Raw genomic sequence first — 18,364 nt, 5'->3', positions numbered from 1 at the left:
GCAGCGCGCTTAGGCCGGAAGATGGATCTCTGCGCGTAATCCGCCTTCGGCGCGGTTGGTGAGCCTGAGCGTGCCACCTTCGGCTTCGACGGCGCGGCTGACGATCGAAAGCCCCAGCCCGAACCCAACCGTGTCGCGCGCGCGCGCGCTATCCAGCCGGACGAACGGCTGGAGCGCCTGTTCGATCGACTCTTCGGGAATGCCGGGCCCGTCATCCTCGACGCGGACGATCGTGGTGCCGCCCCGATCTTCGAGAGTGAGCCGGACACGGTCGCCGTAATGCAGCCCGTTCTCGACGAGATTGCTCAGCGCGCGCTTGATTGCGATCGGGTGAAGCTGGCGTTCGCAGTGATCGGGGCCGGCATAATCGACATGGTGCCCCAGATCGCGCGCCGCGTCGGCGATCGTCGAACAGATCACCGCGAGATCGGCTATCTGACGCGGCTCGCCATTGCCCTCGCCGGCGAGATAGGTCAGCAGCGAATCGATCATCGTCTGCATCTCGACGATATCGGTCTCCATCTCGTCGCGCATTTCCGCGTCATCGATCGCATCGGCGCGCAGCCGCAGCCGCGCGAGCGGCGTGCGCAGGTCATGGCCGACCGCGGCGAGCGCCTGCGTCCGGTCGGTCAGCAGGAGATGGATGCGCGCCTGCATCCGGTTGAAGGCGTGAATCACCCGGCGCACTTCGCGTGGGCCTCCTTCGGCCACTTCCTGCGTCGTGCCCGCGCCAACGCGCTCGGTGGCGAGCGCGAGGCGGCGCAGCGGCAGCAGGGTCTGGCGTACGAGCACGCCGCCGATCAGGATGATCGCCACCGCGGGCGCGAGCGCGAGCAGGATGCGCTCGGGCGAGAAGCTAAGATCGTGGACCGGTTCGCGGGTGGCAAACTTCATCCAGCTGCCGTCGGGCAAGGTTGTGCTGCCGACGATCACGGCGTCGCGGGCCGGCCCCACCAGCCGCAGCCGCAGGTTCGCCGGGCGAAGGCTCGGCTCCCAGGCGATTACCTGGCGATGGATACGGTCGAGCGATGGGGTGACGCGCATCGCCGAGGGCAGTTCCTTGCTCCACGTAATCTTGTATCGAGTCGTCGTGAGGTCGGCGGCGAGCGCCGGACGCTCGATCGCGGGATGTTCCGCAAGTAACTTGCGCGCTATGACGAGATGCTCGGCAAGCCGGCGCGCTTCGTCGTCGCGGACCGAGAGTTGGCTCGCGCGCTCGTAGAAGAAGGTGCTGGCGCCGAATTCGATCAGGATCGCCAGCAAGAGGATCGCGAAGATCCGCCCGATCAGCCCGAGCGGCGCCCTGACCAGCGGCTTCACTCGCGAGTCACGGGCGCGTTGAACATATAGCCGACGCCGCGGACCGTGACGATCGGCGGCTTGCTCCCGACCGTCAGCTTGCGCCGCAGCCGACTGACCAGCACGTCGACGCTGCGGTCCGAACTGTCACCCAGCCGCGTGCGCGAGAGCTCGATCAGCCGCTCGCGCGCGATCACCCGCCCCGAATGGTCGCACAGGCTGACGAGCAGGTCGAACTCCGCCCCGGTCAGTTCGACCACGGCACCGGTGGGCGACAGCAATTCGCGGCGCGGCAGATTGATCGTCCAGCCATCGAAACGCAGCAGCCCAAGGCTGCGCGGCTTGCCTTCGGCCTTGCCGCCTTCGCGGCGCAGCACGGCGCGAATCCGTGCGATCAGCTCGCGGGTGCTGAACGGTTTGGTCAGATAATCGTCGGCGCCGAGTTCGAGGCCGACTACGCGATCGGTCTCGCTGCCGCGCGCCGAGATGAATATGATCGGAACTTGGCTCTGCTCGCGCAGCATCCGGCAGAGATCGATGCCGCTGGTCCCCGGCAGCATGATGTCCAGGATGATCAGGTCGACCGGGCCGCTTTCCAGCGCGACCCACATTTCTGCGCCGGTCGCAGCGGGGCGCACGACGAAGCCGTTCTCCTGGAGCGCTCGGGAAGTGAGGGTCCGCAGCGGCGGATCGTCTTCCACCAGGATGATGGTGGGGGCGTTGGTCATTGTCATCGTCGTATACTGCAACATCGCCGCCGGACCTAGGAAGCTGTCACAGGTCGGTCAACGCGCGCGGCGCGCTGCATTGCACAAAACACGGCGCAGCAACATTTCCTTACGGAAACGGCAGCGAGCAGCAACGCGAGCACCGTAGCGAACAATCATTGTCGAAAAGGAATTACCAATGTTCGTGACATTAGTCGCCGCTGCCATTTCCGTTCAAGCCGCTCCCGCGGCCGAAGTTCAATATCGCTCGCACGATGTGTCCGGGGCGCTGCAGCGCGGCTGCAAGGTGCAGCGCGTCAGCGTTGCCGGGGGTAAGGCCGAGCATGCCGCGATCATTCGCTGCCCGGCCAATGCGGCCGAAGCGAAGAACCCCGCCCGCGCTGCACCCGGCGCCTAGCCACTCTTACGCGGCTTGTGAACGCTGGGACTTCAACAGCGGCAAATGAAGGGCGAACGCGACGATCGCAGCCTGGATCGAGGGCAGTCGCGCGCCTCTTGCCGTCGCCAGCGGCGCGAACGCCGGCCGCGGTGCGCGAAAGCCCAGCGCCTCTGCCGGAACCGGTTCGATCAATTCCCCGGAAAGCCCGAGCGCGTCCGCGATGGCGATGGCGAACTCCGCCCAGGATAGAGCCGTATCGTTGGTCAGGTGCCACAGCCCGGTCTCGCCATCGATCAGTAAATCCAGCGCAGTATCGACAAGGTGCGGCACATAGGTCGGGCTCACCACCAGGTCGCTGGCCGCACGGAATCGTTCGCCGCGGGCGAGCGCAGTGGAGACCGCGACCGCGAAATTATGCACGTCGAACGGTGAGAAGAACGCCGCGGTACGGGCTATCAGATGCGCTCCCGGCAAGGCTGAAATGCCGTCTTCCATGCGCAGCTTGCTATGCCCGTAGACCCCAAGCGGGGAGGGCGTGTCGGTCTCGACATAGGGCGCCGCCGCCTGGCCATCGAATACCAGATCGCTGGAGAAGTTAAGCGTTGGAATATTCCGCTCGGCGGCCGCGGCGCTGAGGCGGATCGCGCCATCGGCATTGGCCTCGTAGCATTCCTGCGGCGTGACCTCCGCGTCATCGACGCGAACCCAGCCTGCGGCGTTGATCACTGCCCAGGGCTGATGGCGATCGAGTGCGCGGGCAATGCTGTCGGGATTGCGAAGATCGATTCCGTGCCGGTCAGTGAGGACATGAGCAAGATTGCGATGCCGACAGCCGCCGGCGAATGCCTGGCCCAGCGTTCCGGTCGCGCCGAGGATCAGGATGGGAGGCGATTGGGGCTGAGTGCTCGCCTCCCGCCGGTGCGCCTCCAGCGGTGCCGGGCGGTGCACGGTCGGATAGTGCAGCCGGATCGGCCGCCGCCACCAGCCTGCGCTCTGGGCAGTGGGGTGGCGGGGTTGGTCATCGGGCAGGGCGCGCATCAACCCGACCAACGCCGTTGTCCGCGGGCTGCCGCCACTCACGTCCAATACGCCGGGCTCGTATTTGCCCGGAGCGGTCAGCAGCGTGTTCCAATCGCTGCTTCCAAGCAGCGACCAGATCGTCACGGCGCGCATGTCGATGCCCTGGCGGCGCAATTTGGCGGCGGTGTCCCACGCCTCCGCCATCCAGCGCATCTGCTCGTCGCGCGTGGAACCGTTATGAACCTCGGTGATCGCAATCGGAATCCCGTAGCGGTCCCAGGTCTCGCGAAGCACGCCTTCCAAACCGGGCGGAGGGGGCTCGAGCACGCGGATCGCCTCCACATCGGCGTAAAGCTGCCGCCCGTTGCCGCCGTGCACTTTGGCGGGATAGCGATGCAGACGGTGGTCGAGGAATCGATCGCTCGTAAGGTAATGGTTCACCCCGATCACGTCCGGCGGGCACGGCGCATCGGCGATCGCCTCGAGCCGCGCTGCCAGACCGAAGGCGGCGATATGGTCCCAAAGCGGGTGATGGCGCGTCACATGGCCGCACAATAGGTCCCAGCCGGCCCAGCGCCGGATATTGTCGAACCCCGCCTGGCCGCGGACTTCCGCCGTCGAGAAGGTGCGGCCGACATCGTCGGTCTGAACGAGTTGCGCGCGCGGATTGATCTGCCGGATCGCCGCCATCGACAGCCGCACGCCATCGATCTGGTTGAGCAACGCACGCCAGAAGGAGCGCTCGTCGCGGCGATGCGGGTACCAATGGCCATACAGCGCCGAGAAACGCGCGGTGGTCAGCGGCTCGTTGACCGGCGTGTAGCGGTCGATCCACGGATAGCGTTCGGCAACGCGCCGGGCATGTTCGGCGAGGCCGCGCGCAAAACCCGCATCGTCGAGCAGATCTGTGTAAACGGGGCCACTTCCATGATGGACGAGCCCGGCGATCACGTCGATGCCCAATTCGCGCAAGCGGCGAAGGCGCGGATCGATCCAGCTCCAGTCGCACTGATCGGCGCGATCGGGCGCGATGCGTTCCCACAGTACCGGATAGCGGATCGCTTTTATTCCGAGATCCGCGAACAGTTCGAGATCTTCGAGCCGTTGCGTGTGTCCGCAGCGCTCAAACTGATCTGCGAAACTATCGCCTATGCGATTGACCGTACATTCCGGCCCGCCCCATAATTCCAGTTCGCGCGCCATCCAACGATCTCCAATGGCGCACAAACACTCTCGCGCCCAGCGAGTTGCCGAGCCCGCGTTAAAACTACCGATTAACATAGGTCAATTCTGCAATTTGGTTGTGTTTACGGGAACTTGGCAGGGGGTTCGGGGTTCTGCTCCTGTTCATCCTCGAGCAAGGTTTCACGCATGAGCGACCAGCGCGCCGATACTCCAGTTTTCTTTACCGAGATCGCCGAGCGCGAGAATGGCACGCTGCTCTGCTTCAGTCATCTTCGATGGAATTTCGTGTTTCAGCGCCCGCAGCATCTGATGAGCCGGTTCGCTCGCAGCTGGCAGGTATTGTTCTGGGAAGAGCCGGATTACGGCGCTGCCGAGCCGCACCTCGTGACGACGATGTGTCAGGAAACCGGGGTGAGCGTCGCCACTCCGCAATTGCCGCACGGGCTGAGCCGCGCCGAGGAGGCCGCGGCACTCAAGTTACTGGTCGACGAGGCGGTCGGTTCGCCTGGCAAGCCGGTGGTTCGGTGGTACTACACGCCGATGATGCTGCCCTTTTCGGAGCATGTCGCTGCGGATTGCGTGGTGTATGACTGCATGGACGAGCTTGCCAACTTCAAGGGCGCGCCCCCTGAGCTGCTACCGCTGGAGCAACGGCTGATCGAGCAAGCCGACTTGGTTTTCACGGGTGGCTACAGCCTCTACGAAGCAAAACGCGATCGTCATCCTGCAGTTCATCCGTTCCCGTCGAGCGTCGATGCGGCCCATTTTGCCGTGGCCCGCACCGTCGGCGTCGAGCCGGCGGATCAGGCGAACATCCTGGGTCCGCGGCTGGGTTTCTATGGCGTCGTCGACGAGCGCATGGATCTCGCACTGCTTGCCGAGATCGCCGATGCGCGGCCGGAATGGTCGCTCGTCATCGTCGGGCCGGTGGTCAAGATCAGCGAAGCCGATCTGCCGCGCCGCGCAAACATTCACTATCTCGGCGGCAAGCAATATGCCGAGCTTCCCGATTATCTGCGCGGCTGGGACGTCGCGCTGATGCCGTTCGCGATCAACGAGGCGACCCGCTTCATCAGCCCGACCAAGACCCCCGAATATCTCGCCGCGGGCTGCCCGGTGGTGTCGACTCCGATCACCGACGTGATCCGCCATTATGGCGACCTGGAAGCGGTGAAGATCGCCGGGACACCCGCCGAGTTCATTGCCGGCTGCGAGGCTGCGCTGGCGCTGCGGAAGGATCCCGAGTGGCTCCGCCCTGTCGACGTGATGCTCAAGACGATCAGCTGGGACCTCAGCTTCCGGGCGATGGCCAATTTGATCGAGGAAGCGATCGCCACGAGCGAGCATGTCCAGCCGGTAGTGTCGCCGGTCGTCTGGCCCTCCGAGCGGCCGCAGGCTTACGACGTGATGATCGTCGGCGCTGGCTTTGCCGGCGCGGTAATGGCCGAGCGGCTCGCCAATGATGCCGGCAAGCGCGTGCTGGTCGTCGATCGCCGGCCGCACGTGGCAGGTAATGCCTTCGACCGGCTCGATGACGCGGGCGTGCTGATCCACCAATATGGCCCGCACATCTTTCACACCAATTCGGCCGATGTTTTCGACTATCTGTCGCAATTCACCGAGTGGCGGCAGTACGAGCACCGCGTACTTGCCGACGTCGACGGCAAACTGGTGCCGATGCCGATCAACCGCAATACGCTTAACCTGCTCTATGGGCTGAACCTCGAGACCGAGGAGGAAGCGGCTGCGTTTCTTGCCTCGCGCGCGGAACCGGTTGATGTCGTGCGCACTTCGGCGGACGTGGTGATCTCGGCCGTCGGCCGCGAGCTCTACGAGACCTTCTTCCAGGGGTATACGCGCAAGCAATGGGGGATGGATCCGTCGGAACTCGACAAGTCGGTCACCTCGCGCGTGCCGACGCGGACCAACACCGACGATCGCTATTTCACCGATACATTCCAGGCGATGCCGGCGGAAGGCTATACCAAGATGTTCGAGCGGATGCTCGATCACCCGAATATCGACCTGCTGCTCGGAGTCGATTTCTGCGAGGCGCGTGAGGCGTATCCGCACAAGCACTTGGTCTTCACCGGGCCGATCGATGAATATTTCGGCTATTGCTACGGCAAGCTGCCCTACCGCTCGCTCGAGTTCCGCCACGAGATCAAGGATGTCGAGCAGCACCAGCCCGTCGCGGTGATCAACTATCCCTCGGAGAGCACGCCCTACACGCGGATCACCGAGTATAAGCATCTGACCGGACAGGTCAGCGACCGGACCAGCATCACCTACGAATATCCGAGCGCCGAGGGCGATCCCTATTACCCGATCCCGCGCCCGGAGAATCAGGCGCTGTTCAAGCGCTACGAAGCGCTTGCTCTCGCCCAGGGAGACGTGAGCTTCGTCGGGCGGCTCGCGACCTATCGCTATTACAATATGGACCAGGTGGTGGGGCAGGCGCTCGCAACCTATCGCCGGCTTGCCGCGCGCTGGGCGGAGCAGGATGCGCTCGAGCTTCCAGCGACGCAGGCGGCTTGACCCAGAACCAAGGAGGCTCGGCGACGATCTTAAGCAATGCCATCCTCCTCGCAGACGCGGACAGCTTCGAAAGCGGCTACGTCGTCTCGGCCCTGCAAGCGGCGGGGTCGAGCGTTATCGGCCCGCTGCAATCGGGCGGCGAGGTTCGCGCGCTGCTTGACCATGGACCGGCACCCCGCGCGGTGATCCTTGGCAACCACCTTTCCGACGGGCCGGTGTGGGAGTTGGTGGAGACGCTGCGCGGACGCGATATCGCGCATCTGCTTCTGATCGGCCCTCCCTGGGAGGAGGAGCCCGACCTGACGGGAATATCCGTGCTGCGAAAGCCGTTCGGCGCGTATCAGGTTGTCGAATGGGCGACGCAGTTCGCGCCCGAGGGAACGCTGCCGACAGGCTGAGCGGGGGCAGGCCGCCGCTCATCACTTCGTGGCTGAGGCGACGTCTTCTGATTGCTTCCCGCGGGGGCGCGGCGTTCGAGATCAAAGCCATCTCCGTCGCTCAATACGTGCAGCCGGACCTCATGCATCGACAGGGTACGCTCGGGGCTCGCCTCGGCGATGTTCGAATGGGTGACCCCGGAGCCGTCGACGATATAGACCGCGCCCGCGCCGATCACGCGGAAATGGCAATTCTCGAGCACGATCGCAGTATCCTCGTCGATGCCGATGCCGAGTACCCGCGGATTTTGGGCGACGGCGCCGAGCAGCCGGCCGATGCGCCCGCGTTCGGCGAAATGCTGGTCGATGATTACGTCGCGCACGAGGCCCAGTCCCGGTGCCATGTGGAGGTCGCCGATCCGGAGCGACTCCTGGCTAGCGCCCTTGACCAGCATCGTTTCGCTCATCACCGACGCGCCTGCCGAGGTGCCGGCGATGACGCCGCCGCGCCGGTGAATCTCGCGGATCATCTTCTCGACGGGGGTATCCCCGATCTGGCTGGAGATGCGCAGCTGATCGCCGCCGGTGAAGAAGATGCCGGCGGCATCCGCGAAGATCGCCGCGACCTTCTCGTCCAGCGTTTCGCTGCGTTCGTTGACATAGAGCTCGACGAGAGTGGTGGCTCCCAGCGAGGCGAACGCCTTCCGATAGGTTTCGAAATAGCCTTCGGGCTCATGGCTGGCGACGGTGGCGATCACCAATTTTCCGCCGGCAACTCGGTCGGCCACTTCCTTGAGGATCAGCTTGTCGCCGTCCTTGTCCTCATGGCCGCCGATGATGATCAACGGGCCGGCACTTTCAGCCATCCAGCAACGCCTCCAATTCGCCCGGTCGCGTCGATTGCGATATCGCGGTACTTGTCCCCGCTTCGCGCCTGGGCTCGGGCCGAAAGTCGAGGATCTGCTGCCACACCTTATCGATCGCGCTGGGCATCACCACGATCAGGTCGCCCGGCTCGCCCATGCGCAAGGTCGTCTCGACTGCCTCCTCTTCCTCGAGGATGCGACGCACCCGATCCGCCGGCATGCCCGCCAGCATGGCGCCTTGGGACATCAGGCCGTTGGTTTCGCCGCGGGGGCGTCCGCGTCCGTCAGGCGCTTCGCGGAACATGATCTCGTCGAAGATGACACCGGCGAGCCGGCCCATTTCCAGGATGTCCTCGTCGCGACGATCCCCCGGGATGCTGACCATGCCGAGCACGCGCTTATAGTCGCCGCGCAGACTGTCGATCACCTGGCCGAGCGCGGCGAGCCCCGCGGGGTTGTGCGCGTAATCGAGGATGAAGCGAATCCCGTGCGCGTCGTGGACATTGAGCCGTCCCGGCGAATCGGCGAAGGACGAGCTGAACGCGCGAAGTCCATCGGCGATGACGTCGAGCGCCACCTTTTGCGCCGCGCACATCGCGACCGCGGCCAGCGCATTGGCGATGTTGAACTCGGCGATCCCGCCGAGCGTCGCGGGAATCTCCGCCGCATGCATGACTTCGCTGCGCTCGCCGTCGCGATGAAGAACGATCATTCCGCCGTCGCGCCCCGGCTCGCGGAGCACCGCCATGCCGCGGCCGGCGATGTGGGCACGCAGCATCGGGGACATCGTCGCTTCGCCTTCCAGCGAGAACCAGACGATCGTGCCACGGGCATGCCGCGCGATGCGCAGGCACATCGGATCGTCGGCATTGAGGATCGAGTGACCGCGCCGGGCGACGCTTTCCACCACGACGCTTTTGACCGTGGCGAGTTGCTCCACCGTGTCGATGCCCCGCAGCCCGAGATGGTCGGCAGTGACGTTGAGCACCGCGCCGATATCCGCCGCCGGGAAACCCAGCCCTTCGCGCAAAATGCCGCCGCGTGCCGTTTCGAGCACCGCGACATCGACGCTCGGGTTGCGCAGCACCATGCGCGCGCTCTTCGGGCCGCTCGCATCGGCCTCGGTCATCAGATGGTCGTTGAAATAGATGCCGTTGGTCGTCGTCATGCCGACATTGCGCCCGTCCTGGCAGAGGATGCGCGAGACCATGCGTACGGTGGTCGACTTGCCGTTGGTGCCGGTGATCGCGAAGATCGGGATGCGGCTGCGGCGGCCGCGCGGGAACAGCGCGTCAATCACCGGCCTGGCGACGTCGCGCGGTTTACCGCTCGACGGATCGAGATGCATGCGAAAGCCGGGTGCCGCATTGACTTCGACGATCCCGCCGCCGGTCTCGCGCACGGGCCGGGTGATGTCGGGCGAAAGGAAGTCGATGCCGCAGACGTCGAGCCCGACCACCGCCGCCGCCTGTTCGGCGACCGAGACATTGTACGGATGGATCACATCGGTACGATCGACCGCGGTTCCACCCGTCGACAAATTGGCAGTGTGGCGCAGCCGGACGATCTCGCCCGCCATCGGCACCGTCGCTGGCGACGTGCCAGTCTTGGCGAGCAGCGCCAGCATCGCTTCGTCGACCTGGATGCGAGTCAGCATGTTCGCATGCCCGGTGCCGCGGCGGGGGTCCTGGTTGAGAAAGTCGATCAGCTGCCGGATCGCATGAAAGCCATCGCCGACGACTTGCGCGGGCATGCGCTCGGCCACCGCCACGACCTTGCCGGCGACGACCAGGATGCGGTGATCGTTGCCCCGCACCTGCTGCTCGACGATCACCCGCCGGCTGTGCTGCGCGGCGAGGCGGAACGCCGTGCGCACCGCTTCCTCGTCGAACAGATCGGTGGTCACCCCGCGGCCGTGATTGCCGTCAAGCGGCTTGACCACGACCGGCCAGCGCAGCCGGCGCGCCTCGCGAACGCAATCCTCTTCCTCGCGCACTACGGTGCCGCGTGGCACCGGCAGCCCTGCTTCGGCGAGCAACTGCTTGGTCAGGTTCTTGTCGCCGGCCACGTCGACGGCGATTTGCGAGGTTTCGCCGGTGATGCTGGCGCGGATGCGTTTCTGCCGGCTGCCGGTGCCGAACTGGATCAGGCTCTGCTGGTTGAGCCGCATCACCGGGATGCCGCGCCGCTCCGCCGCGTCGACCAGCGCGCGGGTCGTCGGGCCCAGTGCCCTTGGGCGAAGCAGTTGTTCGAGCGCGGCGATGATCGCGGCGACGTTCTGCGGATCGTCGGAAGGCGCCACGCCGAGCATCTCGAGGCCTTCGACCGCGCGGAATTCCTGCGGGAGCAAGGACGCGACGAGGCGGAGCGCGCCGGCGCCGGCAGCGAGTGCCGCGTCTTCCTCGCGATAGGTGTAGAGGATGTTGTAGACGCCCGGCCGGTCCTTGACCGAGCGTGTCTTGCCGCGAGTCACTGGCGATCCGGCGCGTATCTGGAGCTCGAGTGCGACATGCTCGATGACATGGCCAAGCCAGGTGCCGTCCTGCAACCGCCGGACAAAGCCGCCGGGCTGCTTGTAGCTGCAGCCATGGTCGGCGAGCCCGGGCAGCAGCGCGAGCAGCCGCTCGGCGAAATAAGGCAGGCGGTCCGTGGGCCATTGCTCGAGCGTGCCGAGGTCGAGCTGGATCCTGATCATAGGGGACGCGCTGTAGAGGTGGGGCCCGCGATATATGCTGCGCTCCAGCACCCGCATCGGTGCACCCGCAGTCTCGGGACGGGGCGCTCCCGCTCCCCGCTCAATCGCTGTCATGCTCGGCCTCTTCGGCGGCGCCGAGGACCGGTGCCGTCTCTGCTAAACGACGGGATTGATGCCGCGTTCCGGGATAACGCACGCTCAGTGGCTGAATCGACCTCGATCACTGCGGTCGGCTTATTTCGTTTCAGAGCAGCGCCTTGCGCGATGCACTGAGCATCCGAACGAGGCTGTTTACGCTGCCTTGGCGTTGCGCTGCGCCTTGGCTGATGATGACGCACGGCGCCGTCCGCCCGCAACCTCGAGCAGCGGCCAGTGCGGCGTGCGCGCGTCGATCGCGCTCAACAGACGGAGGAGTTCGACCTCCTCGGGGTCATGCGCCACGCCGCCGGCGTCGAATATGTCGTGGAACCATTTTTCCTGGAGACCCGCGAGATTGGGGTTCTCCCACGATTCCCACGGCAGATGCGTCTGCGTCTTGCCGCGCACCAGGCCCCAGCAGAACGCGCCGATGCCGCTTGCCTTGGCCACTGGCAGGATCGCTTCGAACGTGCTTCCGGCCGGACGCGCCATGAACTCGGTGCAGACCAGAGGCCGATCGAAGGCGCGCAGCCAATCGGCGCGCTGGGTGAAGTCGGCCGCGTCGCCATAATTGTGGAAGGAGACCACGTCCGAGAGCGTGGTCTGCGCGTGCTGCAGCGGCGACAGCCGTTCGGGCGACGACCAGTCGCCGAGCCAGATCGCGCTGGTCAGCGGCTGGATCGGATCCATCTCGCGCGCCCAGCCGAAGGCGTCGCGCAGCAAGGGCAGGACCAGATCGGCCTTGGCGGCGAGTTCGTTCGCATCGCACAACGACACCTCGGGGCCGTTATCGGGCTCGTTCCAGATGTCCCAGGCGAGCACGCGCGGATCCTGGCCGAAATGGGCGACGATGCCGCGGACATAGGCTTCGAGCCGGCCGCGTTGCGTGGAGTCGCGCAGCGCCGGGATCCCGGGCGATTGGACCCAGCCCGAATTATGGACGCCGGGCTTGGGCTGGGGCTGGGGGCCGAGCGCGGGTTCGGGGTGCCAGCACGAATCGAACAATACCAGCATCGTGCGGATGCCGTGCCGATCCGCCGCGGCGAGGAAGCTATGGATGCGCGCGACGAACCCGGTAGGATCCTCGAGCCAGAGCAGGTCGTGCAGATAGACGCGGACTGCGTTCATCCCGACCGACGCGGCGAGCGCCAATTCCTCCTCGATCACCGGCAAGTCGAAGCTCTCCGACTGCCACATTTCGAGCTGGTTGATTGCGTTTGAAGGCGTGAAATTGCATCCCATCAGCCAAGGCTGCGCCGCCCACCAGCGATTGGCCGCCTCCGCCGTCCATTGCTCACGCATCTCACGTCCTTTGCCTCAAACCAGCATGGCCCCTGGTTTGCGTCAGAATCGTAACATAGAGCCTAAGTCTGAATTGCGGATTTATACGGCATTGTTCTGTGCGATATGCCGTGGGCGACGCGGAAACTGGGAGCTTGCCTCAGCGTTGCAACTTGGTCGCGAGGATGACCGAAGAGGTCGTCCGCTCGACGCCTTCCATCGCGCCGATCAGGTCGAGCAGGTCGTTGAGCCGGTTGACGTGCGGTGCCTCGACGATCGCGATCAGATCATACTCGCCCGATATCGCGTAGAGCCCGGCGACTTCAGGCATCGTTACCAACTGGTCCTGGGTCGCCTGCGTCGCTTTTGGATATAGCTTGATCATGACATGCGCGCGGACCTGGCGGCGGTCATACTCCTCGCCGAGACGGACGGTGTAGCCGACGATCGTCTCGTGGCGCTCGAGCCGCTCGATGCTGCTGTAGATCGTCGTGCGCGATACGCCGAGCGCCGTTGCGAGCTCGGAGACGTTGCGCCGGGAATCTTCGCGCAGCAGCGCGAGCAGCTGCAGGTCGATCTCTTCTGGCGCACGCGTGGTCATTGCGGTAACACTGCGCCGGGCGTCGCTGGGGCATCGAGCAGGCGCCCACCCGCAACACGCGCTGTGCCCGCAAAGACAGGCGCGATGATTCGCAAGCTGTTCAGGTCGAATCGGCTGTCGGGGCCGATGCCGGTGACTCGGACGCTTGCCCAGTCGAGGGGTTTGCCGGGCTTGAGCGCGGGCCTGTTTTTGGGCTGGACGAGCCAGGCGAAGCCGCCATTGCGGGTACGTAGCCTGGCGGTGCCGTCGGCCTCGACGCAGAGCGCGCTTTGCTCGTCGACGCCGATTCCGATCGCAACGGCGTCCTTCTGGCGTGCCGCGGCAAGGAAGGCGATCAGCCGCCCGAGCCGGTCGCGCGCGTTGAAATGGGTGTCGGTGACGACATGCGCGAGGCGGGGCATGTGGAGGAAGTCGGTCACCAAAGTCACCGCCGGCCCTGCCGGGTCGGCGAGCGCAGTGGGGCTATCGATGCTGCCGCCGTCCATCGCGCCATAGGCGGTGCCGCCGAGGATCGCGAGGCCGGCACTGGTTCCGCCGATCGGCCGGTCCTTGCGGACATGCGCATCCAGCAGCCGGGCGACGGGGGTGTTCTTCCAGTAGCGGACATAGTTGGACTGATCGCCGCCAGCGAGGAAGATGCCGTCGGCATGCTCCAATATCGCGAGCACGCGCGGGTCGCTCGCCGCGGCGCGATCGGTGAACACGATCGTCTGGACCGACAGGACGCCGCCGATGTCGCGATAGATTTCCTCGCCCGCCTCGCCTGCGCCCGAGGCGCGCAGCACGACGATATGGCCGTGCCCGGCGCGCTCGGCGAACCAGCGAAAGGCGCCGACGTCCCATTCGCCGCCGCCCATCAGCATCATCGCCTGTGCGGTGGGGGCAGGGGTCGGCGCGGCGACGTCGCCGATCTCATAATAAGCATAGCCCGCCGGGGCCTGCGCCAGCGCGGGCACCGCCAGCAGCAACGTGGCGAAGGTTGCCCACAGCCGCAACAGTGTCTTCATGGCCATAGCCCCCTTCAAATCGTTCCAAATGCAGGCTCAATCTGCATTTTTATTGTTTCAATTTGCAGCCCAACGCTATCAATATGTCAACATAGCAAAAGGGGATCGGGTATGCGTCATCGGAGGATCATCGCGTCGGCATTGGCCGGTACGGCAGTGTGCGCGCTGGCGGGGCAGGCCTTGGCGCAGACCGCCGTGGACGGTCAAGCACCGCCGCAGGACGTTGCGGCGGAGGAAGCCAGCCCCGAGATACTGGTGCTCGGCTCACGCATCCCGCGGGTGCAGGCCGAGGGTCCGGCGCCGGTGACGACGATCACGTCCGAGGACATCCTCCGCAACGGCTATCAGAGCGTCCCCGACGTGCTGCGCGCGATCACCCAGAATGGCGGCGAGACGCAGAGCCAGCAGAGCTTCTCGGGCGCCGACTTCACTCCCGGCGCGCAGCAGGTCGATCTGCGCGGGCTCGGGCCCAATCATACGCTCGTTTTGGTCAACGGCCGGCGCATCGCAGACTTTCCATTGCCCTTCGGCGGCAACAGCAACTTCACCGACATTTCGAACATCCCGGTCGGGCTGATCGAGCGAGTCGAAGTGCTGAGCGGCAGCGCCTCGGCGATCTACGGCTCGGACGCAATTTCGGGCGTGGTCAATTTCCAACTCAAGTCCAAGCCCGACGGAACCCGGATCGATTACCGCGCCGGCTTCACCGAACATGGCGGCGGCAGCTCGCAGCGCCTGTCGCTGACCACCGGCTGGGAGACCGGCGGCTTCCACGGGGTGGTGGGCGTCGAATTGCTCGATCAGCGGCCGCTCTGGGCCTATCAGCGCCGCCTCCAGGATTCGTCGGCGGACAGCCCGACCACCGACTATCCGATCGCGCGCCGCAACTTCCTGCGCACCGACGAAGATAACGACTATCTCGATCCGGGCGCCGCGGTCTGCGCCTCGCTCGCCAGCCTCAACGGCGGCACAACCTATTATGCCAGCCGCCCCGGATATGGTTATGACATCGCCAACGACGAATATGTCGATGGCCGCTATTGCGGCAGCAACGAAGCGATCGGCTATGGCACGACGATCAGCCAGCGCCGGGCCGCCAGCCTTTACGGGTCGATGGGCTACAACCTGAGCGACAAGGCCGAGCTCTTCGTCGATGTGCAGGCGAGCTATTCGAGGCTAAGGCTGTTCCGCGACGTGCTCGACTGGCAATATGTTACGCCAGACGGCAATGAGGAAGGCACCTTCTTCAATCCCAACATGCCCGCCAACCTCACGTTTAGCGGCGACCAGCTCGACAATTGGTATCGCCTGTTCACCCCCGAGGAAATGGGCGGGCTCGACAAGGGCATGACCCGCAACCGCTCGTTCACCTACAACATCACGCCGGGCATCCGCGGGAAGTTGGGCGATGGCGCCTGGGGCTATGAAGTCACCTACAACCACGCCGAATACAGCTCGAAGATCGACTTCCCGCAGGTGGTGATCGGCAAGTCGAACGACTTCTTCCTCGGGCCGCAGATCGGCGAGGAGAATGGCTATCCAGCGTTCGACGCCGATATCGCGCGGCTCTACAAGCCGCTGACGCCGGCCGAATATGCGTCGATCACGGCGATTTCGACCTATCGCCCGAAGACCTGGGTCAATAATTTCTCGGCGACGATCAACAGCACCGAGCTGTTCCAGCTGCCCGCCGGCCCGGTCGGCTTCGCGGCGGTCGCGGAGGTCGGCGACCAGGGGTATGAGATCAACCCGGATCCGCTGGCGCTCACCCAATATTATGTCGGGCTGATCGATTCGGACGGCAAGGGCACGCGCCAGCATTGGGGAGCGGGCGGCGAGCTTCGCGTGCCCGCGTTCGAGTTCCTCCAGCTGAGCGGTGCGGGTCGCTACGATCATTACAGCTTCGCCGGGAACGGCTTCGGCAAGTTCACTTATAATCTGGGCGCGGAGCTGCGCCCGATGAAGAGCCTGCTGATCCGCGGCGCCTATGGCACCGGCTTCCGCGCGCCCGACCTGCACTATGTCTTCAAGGGGCCGGGCAACACCCATACCGGCGGCACCGATTATTATGGCTGCGGGCAAGTGGGGGAAGATATCGGCGACTGCCAGTTCGACGATGTCGACTTCATCGCGCGGCAGAACGGCAATCGCCGGCTGCGGCCGGAGACTTCGACTTCGATCAACGCCGGATTGGTGTTCCAGCCGAGCCGCAACTTCGACTTCTCGGCGGACTATTTCCGCGTGAAGATGAAGAACCAGGTGCTCAACATGCGGATCGACACGATCCTGCGCGACGAGGCGTCGTGCCGCCCAGGCGCGGGCGGGGCCGCACCCGAAGCCGATCCGACGACGCCGACCTGCATGGATGCGATCGCGCGGGTCCAGCGTTATGCCGGCGGCGCGCTGGCCGGCGAGATCCAGTCGGTGTCGATCAATCCGATCAACATCGCCGAAGAGACCACCGACGGGATCGACATCGCGGCGCATCTGCGACTGCCCACCGCGGGAATCGGCACCTTCGCGCTCGCGGCGAGCTACACCTATGTGCTCAACCACACGATGCGCCAATATCCGGGCGATCCGGTGATCGACAAATTGGCGTTCGACAGCGGTTACTACATCCCGCGCGACAAGGGCACCGCGAGCCTGACCTGGGATCTCGGCCGCTTCTCGACGACGCTCAATGGCCAGCGGCTGAGCAAGCTGCCCAATTATGCCGAAGAGGGTTATATCAAAGCGAGCTATCTGTTCAATCTGTCGGCGCAGGTCGATCTCAACGACCGGATCCGGCTGTCGGGCACGGTCAACAATCTGTTCGACCAAAACCCGATCAAGGATCGGACGTATAGCGGCTATCCCTATTATGACACTTCGTGGTTCGATGGCGTCGGGCGTAGCTTCTACCTCCAGCTGACCTACAAGATGGGCGGGGCCAAGCTGTGATGCGGCTGATCCCGGCGGTCGCGATGCTGCTGACCGCAGCGGCGCCTGCGCTGGCGCAATTATCGCCTGCCGAGAAGGCGATGGGGCGGACCGTAGACGCGCGATATGAGGAGTCGGTGGCTTTGCTCGGCCGGCTGGTCGACCAGAATAGCGGCACGCTCAACCTGGAAGGCGTGACCAGGGTCGGCGCGATGATGCGTGCGGAGCTCGAAGCACTGGGCTTGGCTGTGACCTGGAAGCCGATGGCGGAGGTCGGCCGCGCCGGGCACCTGATCGCGGTCCACCGCGGCGCGGCGGGGCGCAAGCGCATCCTGCTGATCGGGCATCTCGATACCGTGTTCGAGCCGAGCTCGCCGTTTCAGAAGTTCGTCCGCAAGGGCAATCTGGCCGAGGGTCCCGGTGCGGGGGACGACAAAGGCGGGATGGTGGTGATCCTCGCGGCTTTGCACGCGATGAAGGCGGCGGGGACGCTCGGCAAGGCCAATATCGAAATCGTGCTGACCGGGGACGAGGAGGATGCCGGCAGCCCTGCGACGATCTCGCGCGCCGACCTGATCGCCGCGGGCAAGCGCGCCGATGTTGCGCTAGATTTCGAAGGGCTGGTCCAGCAGGACGGCCGCGACATGGGCTCGATCGCGCGCCGCTCGGTGACCGACTGGACGCTGACCGCGACCGGCAAGACCGGCCATTCTTCGCTGATCTTCACTGCCGCGCAGGGCGACGGCGCAGTCAACGAGCTCGCCCGCATCCTCGCGGCGTTCCGGACAGAGCTGCCCGAGCCCAATCTTACCTTCAACCCCGGCGTGATCGCCGGCGGCGCGCGGGCGGCGATCGACGCCAGCGGCAACGCGACCGTGGCGGGCAAGACCAACATCATCGCCGAGACCGCGATCGCGATGGGCGATTTTCGCACGCTGAGCGAGGAGCAGACCTTGAGAGTGCGTGCGAAGATGGAGGCGATCGTTGCCGCGCACGCGCCGGGCACCGATGCCAGGATCCGCTTCGGCGAAGGCTATCCCGCAATGGCGCCGACAGCGGGCAACAAGGCGTTGCTGGTCAAGCTCAATGAAGTCAATCGCGACCTTGGGCTCGCCGAGATGGCGGCGCTCGACCCGTTGAAGCGGGGGGCCGGCGACATCTCGTTCGTGGCTTCGGACGTCGACAGCCTCGCCGGGCTCGGCACCTACAGTGTCGGCGATCACGCGCCGGGCGAAACCGTCGACCTCGACAGCATCCGCCGCCAGGCCAAGCGCGCGGCGATATTGATCACGCGGTTGAGCGGAGAGCGCGCGACGCGCTGAGCTTCA

General features: G+C 65.3%; 14 protein-coding genes. 5 read left to right on the top strand and 9 right to left on the bottom strand.

Going from position 1 to position 18,364, the window contains the following annotated elements; translation table 11 throughout:
• Window positions 1-9: 9 nt before the first annotated feature.
• Together E5A73_RS03985 and E5A73_RS03980 are read right to left on the bottom strand one after the other, a co-directional pair.
• Window positions 10-1,320, bottom strand: coding sequence for an ATP-binding protein (locus E5A73_RS03985; protein ID WP_135962453.1), 1,311 nt, complete (start codon window positions 1,318-1,320; stop codon window positions 10-12).
• A complete protein-coding gene (locus E5A73_RS03980; RefSeq protein WP_135962452.1) occupies window positions 1,317-2,027 on the bottom strand; it encodes a response regulator transcription factor in 711 nt (236 codons plus the stop codon). The genes E5A73_RS03985 and E5A73_RS03980 overlap by 4 nt, the downstream gene beginning before the upstream one ends.
• Before the next feature lie 178 nt (window positions 2,028-2,205).
• On the opposite strand from E5A73_RS03980, the gene E5A73_RS03975 reads away from it, so the two are divergent.
• Window positions 2,206-2,424: a hypothetical protein gene (locus tag E5A73_RS03975; protein ID WP_135962451.1), complete on the top strand. Its 219-nt coding sequence runs from the start codon at window positions 2,206-2,208 to the stop codon at window positions 2,422-2,424.
• Window positions 2,425-2,430: 6 nt separating this feature from the next.
• Here the strand turns inward: E5A73_RS03975 and E5A73_RS03970 are convergent, their stop codons facing one another.
• Both E5A73_RS03970 and E5A73_RS21880 read right to left on the bottom strand, forming a co-directional pair.
• A complete protein-coding gene (locus E5A73_RS03970; RefSeq protein WP_135962450.1) occupies window positions 2,431-4,629 on the bottom strand; it encodes a sugar nucleotide-binding protein in 2,199 nt (732 codons plus the stop codon).
• Window positions 4,630-4,791: 162 nt separating this feature from the next.
• The gene (locus tag E5A73_RS21880; protein WP_276605800.1) at window positions 4,792-4,917 is read right to left on the bottom strand and encodes a hypothetical protein; all 126 of its coding nucleotides are present in this window, start codon (window positions 4,915-4,917) and stop codon (window positions 4,792-4,794) included.
• A gap of 3 nt (window positions 4,918-4,920) precedes the next feature.
• Here E5A73_RS21880 and glf point away from each other — a divergent pair, with 3 nt between their 5' ends.
• Window positions 4,921-7,149, top strand: a complete 2,229-nt coding sequence (gene glf / locus E5A73_RS03965; protein ID WP_135962449.1) for a UDP-galactopyranose mutase — start codon at window positions 4,921-4,923, stop codon at window positions 7,147-7,149.
• Window positions 7,146-7,547 (top strand): response regulator, encoded by a 402-nt coding sequence (locus E5A73_RS03960; protein WP_135962448.1) that lies wholly within the window; start codon window positions 7,146-7,148, stop codon window positions 7,545-7,547. The genes glf and E5A73_RS03960 overlap by 4 nt, the downstream gene beginning before the upstream one ends.
• Here the strand turns inward: E5A73_RS03960 and E5A73_RS03955 are convergent.
• The 5 genes from E5A73_RS03955 to E5A73_RS03935 all read right to left on the bottom strand — a co-directional run bounded on the left by E5A73_RS03955 (window position 7,490) and on the right by E5A73_RS03935 (window position 14,114).
• Window positions 7,490-8,392 (bottom strand): cyanophycinase, encoded by a 903-nt coding sequence (locus tag E5A73_RS03955; protein ID WP_135962447.1) that lies wholly within the window; start codon window positions 8,390-8,392, stop codon window positions 7,490-7,492. The genes E5A73_RS03960 and E5A73_RS03955 overlap by 58 nt on opposite strands.
• Window positions 8,385-11,144, bottom strand: coding sequence for a cyanophycin synthetase (gene cphA, locus E5A73_RS03950; protein WP_276605801.1), 2,760 nt, complete (start codon window positions 11,142-11,144; stop codon window positions 8,385-8,387). The genes E5A73_RS03955 and cphA overlap by 8 nt, the downstream gene beginning before the upstream one ends.
• 234 nt (window positions 11,145-11,378) lie before the next feature.
• Complete coding sequence (locus E5A73_RS03945) at window positions 11,379-12,527, bottom strand: cellulase family glycosylhydrolase (RefSeq protein ID WP_135962445.1); 1,149 nt, start codon at window positions 12,525-12,527, stop codon at window positions 11,379-11,381.
• Window positions 12,528-12,666: 139 nt separating this feature from the next.
• Window positions 12,667-13,107, bottom strand: a complete 441-nt coding sequence (locus E5A73_RS03940) for an Lrp/AsnC family transcriptional regulator (RefSeq protein WP_135962444.1) — start codon at window positions 13,105-13,107, stop codon at window positions 12,667-12,669.
• On the bottom strand, window positions 13,104-14,114 hold the full coding sequence (locus E5A73_RS03935; RefSeq protein WP_206366368.1) for a cyanophycinase: 1,011 nt from the start codon (window positions 14,112-14,114) through the stop codon (window positions 13,104-13,106). The genes E5A73_RS03940 and E5A73_RS03935 overlap by 4 nt, the downstream gene beginning before the upstream one ends.
• Window positions 14,115-14,225: 111 nt before the next feature.
• On the opposite strand from E5A73_RS03935, the gene E5A73_RS03930 reads away from it, so the two are divergent.
• A complete protein-coding gene (locus E5A73_RS03930; protein WP_135962442.1) occupies window positions 14,226-17,057 on the top strand; it encodes a TonB-dependent receptor plug domain-containing protein in 2,832 nt (943 codons plus the stop codon).
• On the top strand, window positions 17,057-18,358 hold the full coding sequence (locus E5A73_RS03925; RefSeq protein WP_135962441.1) for a M20/M25/M40 family metallo-hydrolase: 1,302 nt from the start codon (window positions 17,057-17,059) through the stop codon (window positions 18,356-18,358). The genes E5A73_RS03930 and E5A73_RS03925 overlap by 1 nt, the downstream gene beginning before the upstream one ends.
• Window positions 18,359-18,364 lie beyond the last annotated feature (6 nt).

Origin of the sequence: Sphingomonas gei, from assembly GCF_004792685.1 — a bacterium.
Lineage (GTDB): Bacteria > Pseudomonadota > Alphaproteobacteria > Sphingomonadales > Sphingomonadaceae > Sphingomonas > Sphingomonas gei.
The sequence above is the reverse complement of the archived record's forward strand: the minus strand, read 5'-3'. Positions and strand labels throughout refer to the sequence as shown.

Excerpts from the sequence above, each read along its gene's own strand:
- E5A73_RS03975 (WP_135962451.1), top strand. The coding sequence starts at position 2,206 with ATGTTCGTGACATTAGTCGCCGCTGCCATTTCCGTTCAAGCCGCTCCC.
- E5A73_RS03935 (WP_206366368.1), bottom strand. The coding sequence starts at position 14,114 with ATGAAGACACTGTTGCGGCTGTGGGCAACCTTCGCCACGTTGCTGCTG.
- E5A73_RS03925 (WP_135962441.1), top strand. The coding sequence starts at position 17,057 with ATGCGGCTGATCCCGGCGGTCGCGATGCTGCTGACCGCAGCGGCGCCT.
- E5A73_RS03930 (WP_135962442.1), top strand. The coding sequence starts at position 14,226 with ATGCGTCATCGGAGGATCATCGCGTCGGCATTGGCCGGTACGGCAGTG.
- E5A73_RS21880 (WP_276605800.1), bottom strand. The coding sequence starts at position 4,917 with ATGCTGCGGGCGCTGAAACACGAAATTCCATCGAAGATGACTGAAGCA.
- E5A73_RS03955 (WP_135962447.1), bottom strand. The coding sequence starts at position 8,392 with ATGGCTGAAAGTGCCGGCCCGTTGATCATCATCGGCGGCCATGAGGAC.
- cphA (WP_276605801.1), bottom strand. The coding sequence starts at position 11,144 with ATGCGGGTGCTGGAGCGCAGCATATATCGCGGGCCCCACCTCTACAGC.
- E5A73_RS03970 (WP_135962450.1), bottom strand. The coding sequence starts at position 4,629 with ATGGCGCGCGAACTGGAATTATGGGGCGGGCCGGAATGTACGGTCAAT.
- E5A73_RS03980 (WP_135962452.1), bottom strand. The coding sequence starts at position 2,027 with ATGACCAACGCCCCCACCATCATCCTGGTGGAAGACGATCCGCCGCTG.
- E5A73_RS03940 (WP_135962444.1), bottom strand. The coding sequence starts at position 13,107 with ATGACCACGCGTGCGCCAGAAGAGATCGACCTGCAGCTGCTCGCGCTG.
- E5A73_RS03945 (WP_135962445.1), bottom strand. The coding sequence starts at position 12,527 with ATGCGTGAGCAATGGACGGCGGAGGCGGCCAATCGCTGGTGGGCGGCG.
- glf (WP_135962449.1), top strand. The coding sequence starts at position 4,921 with ATGAGCCGGTTCGCTCGCAGCTGGCAGGTATTGTTCTGGGAAGAGCCG.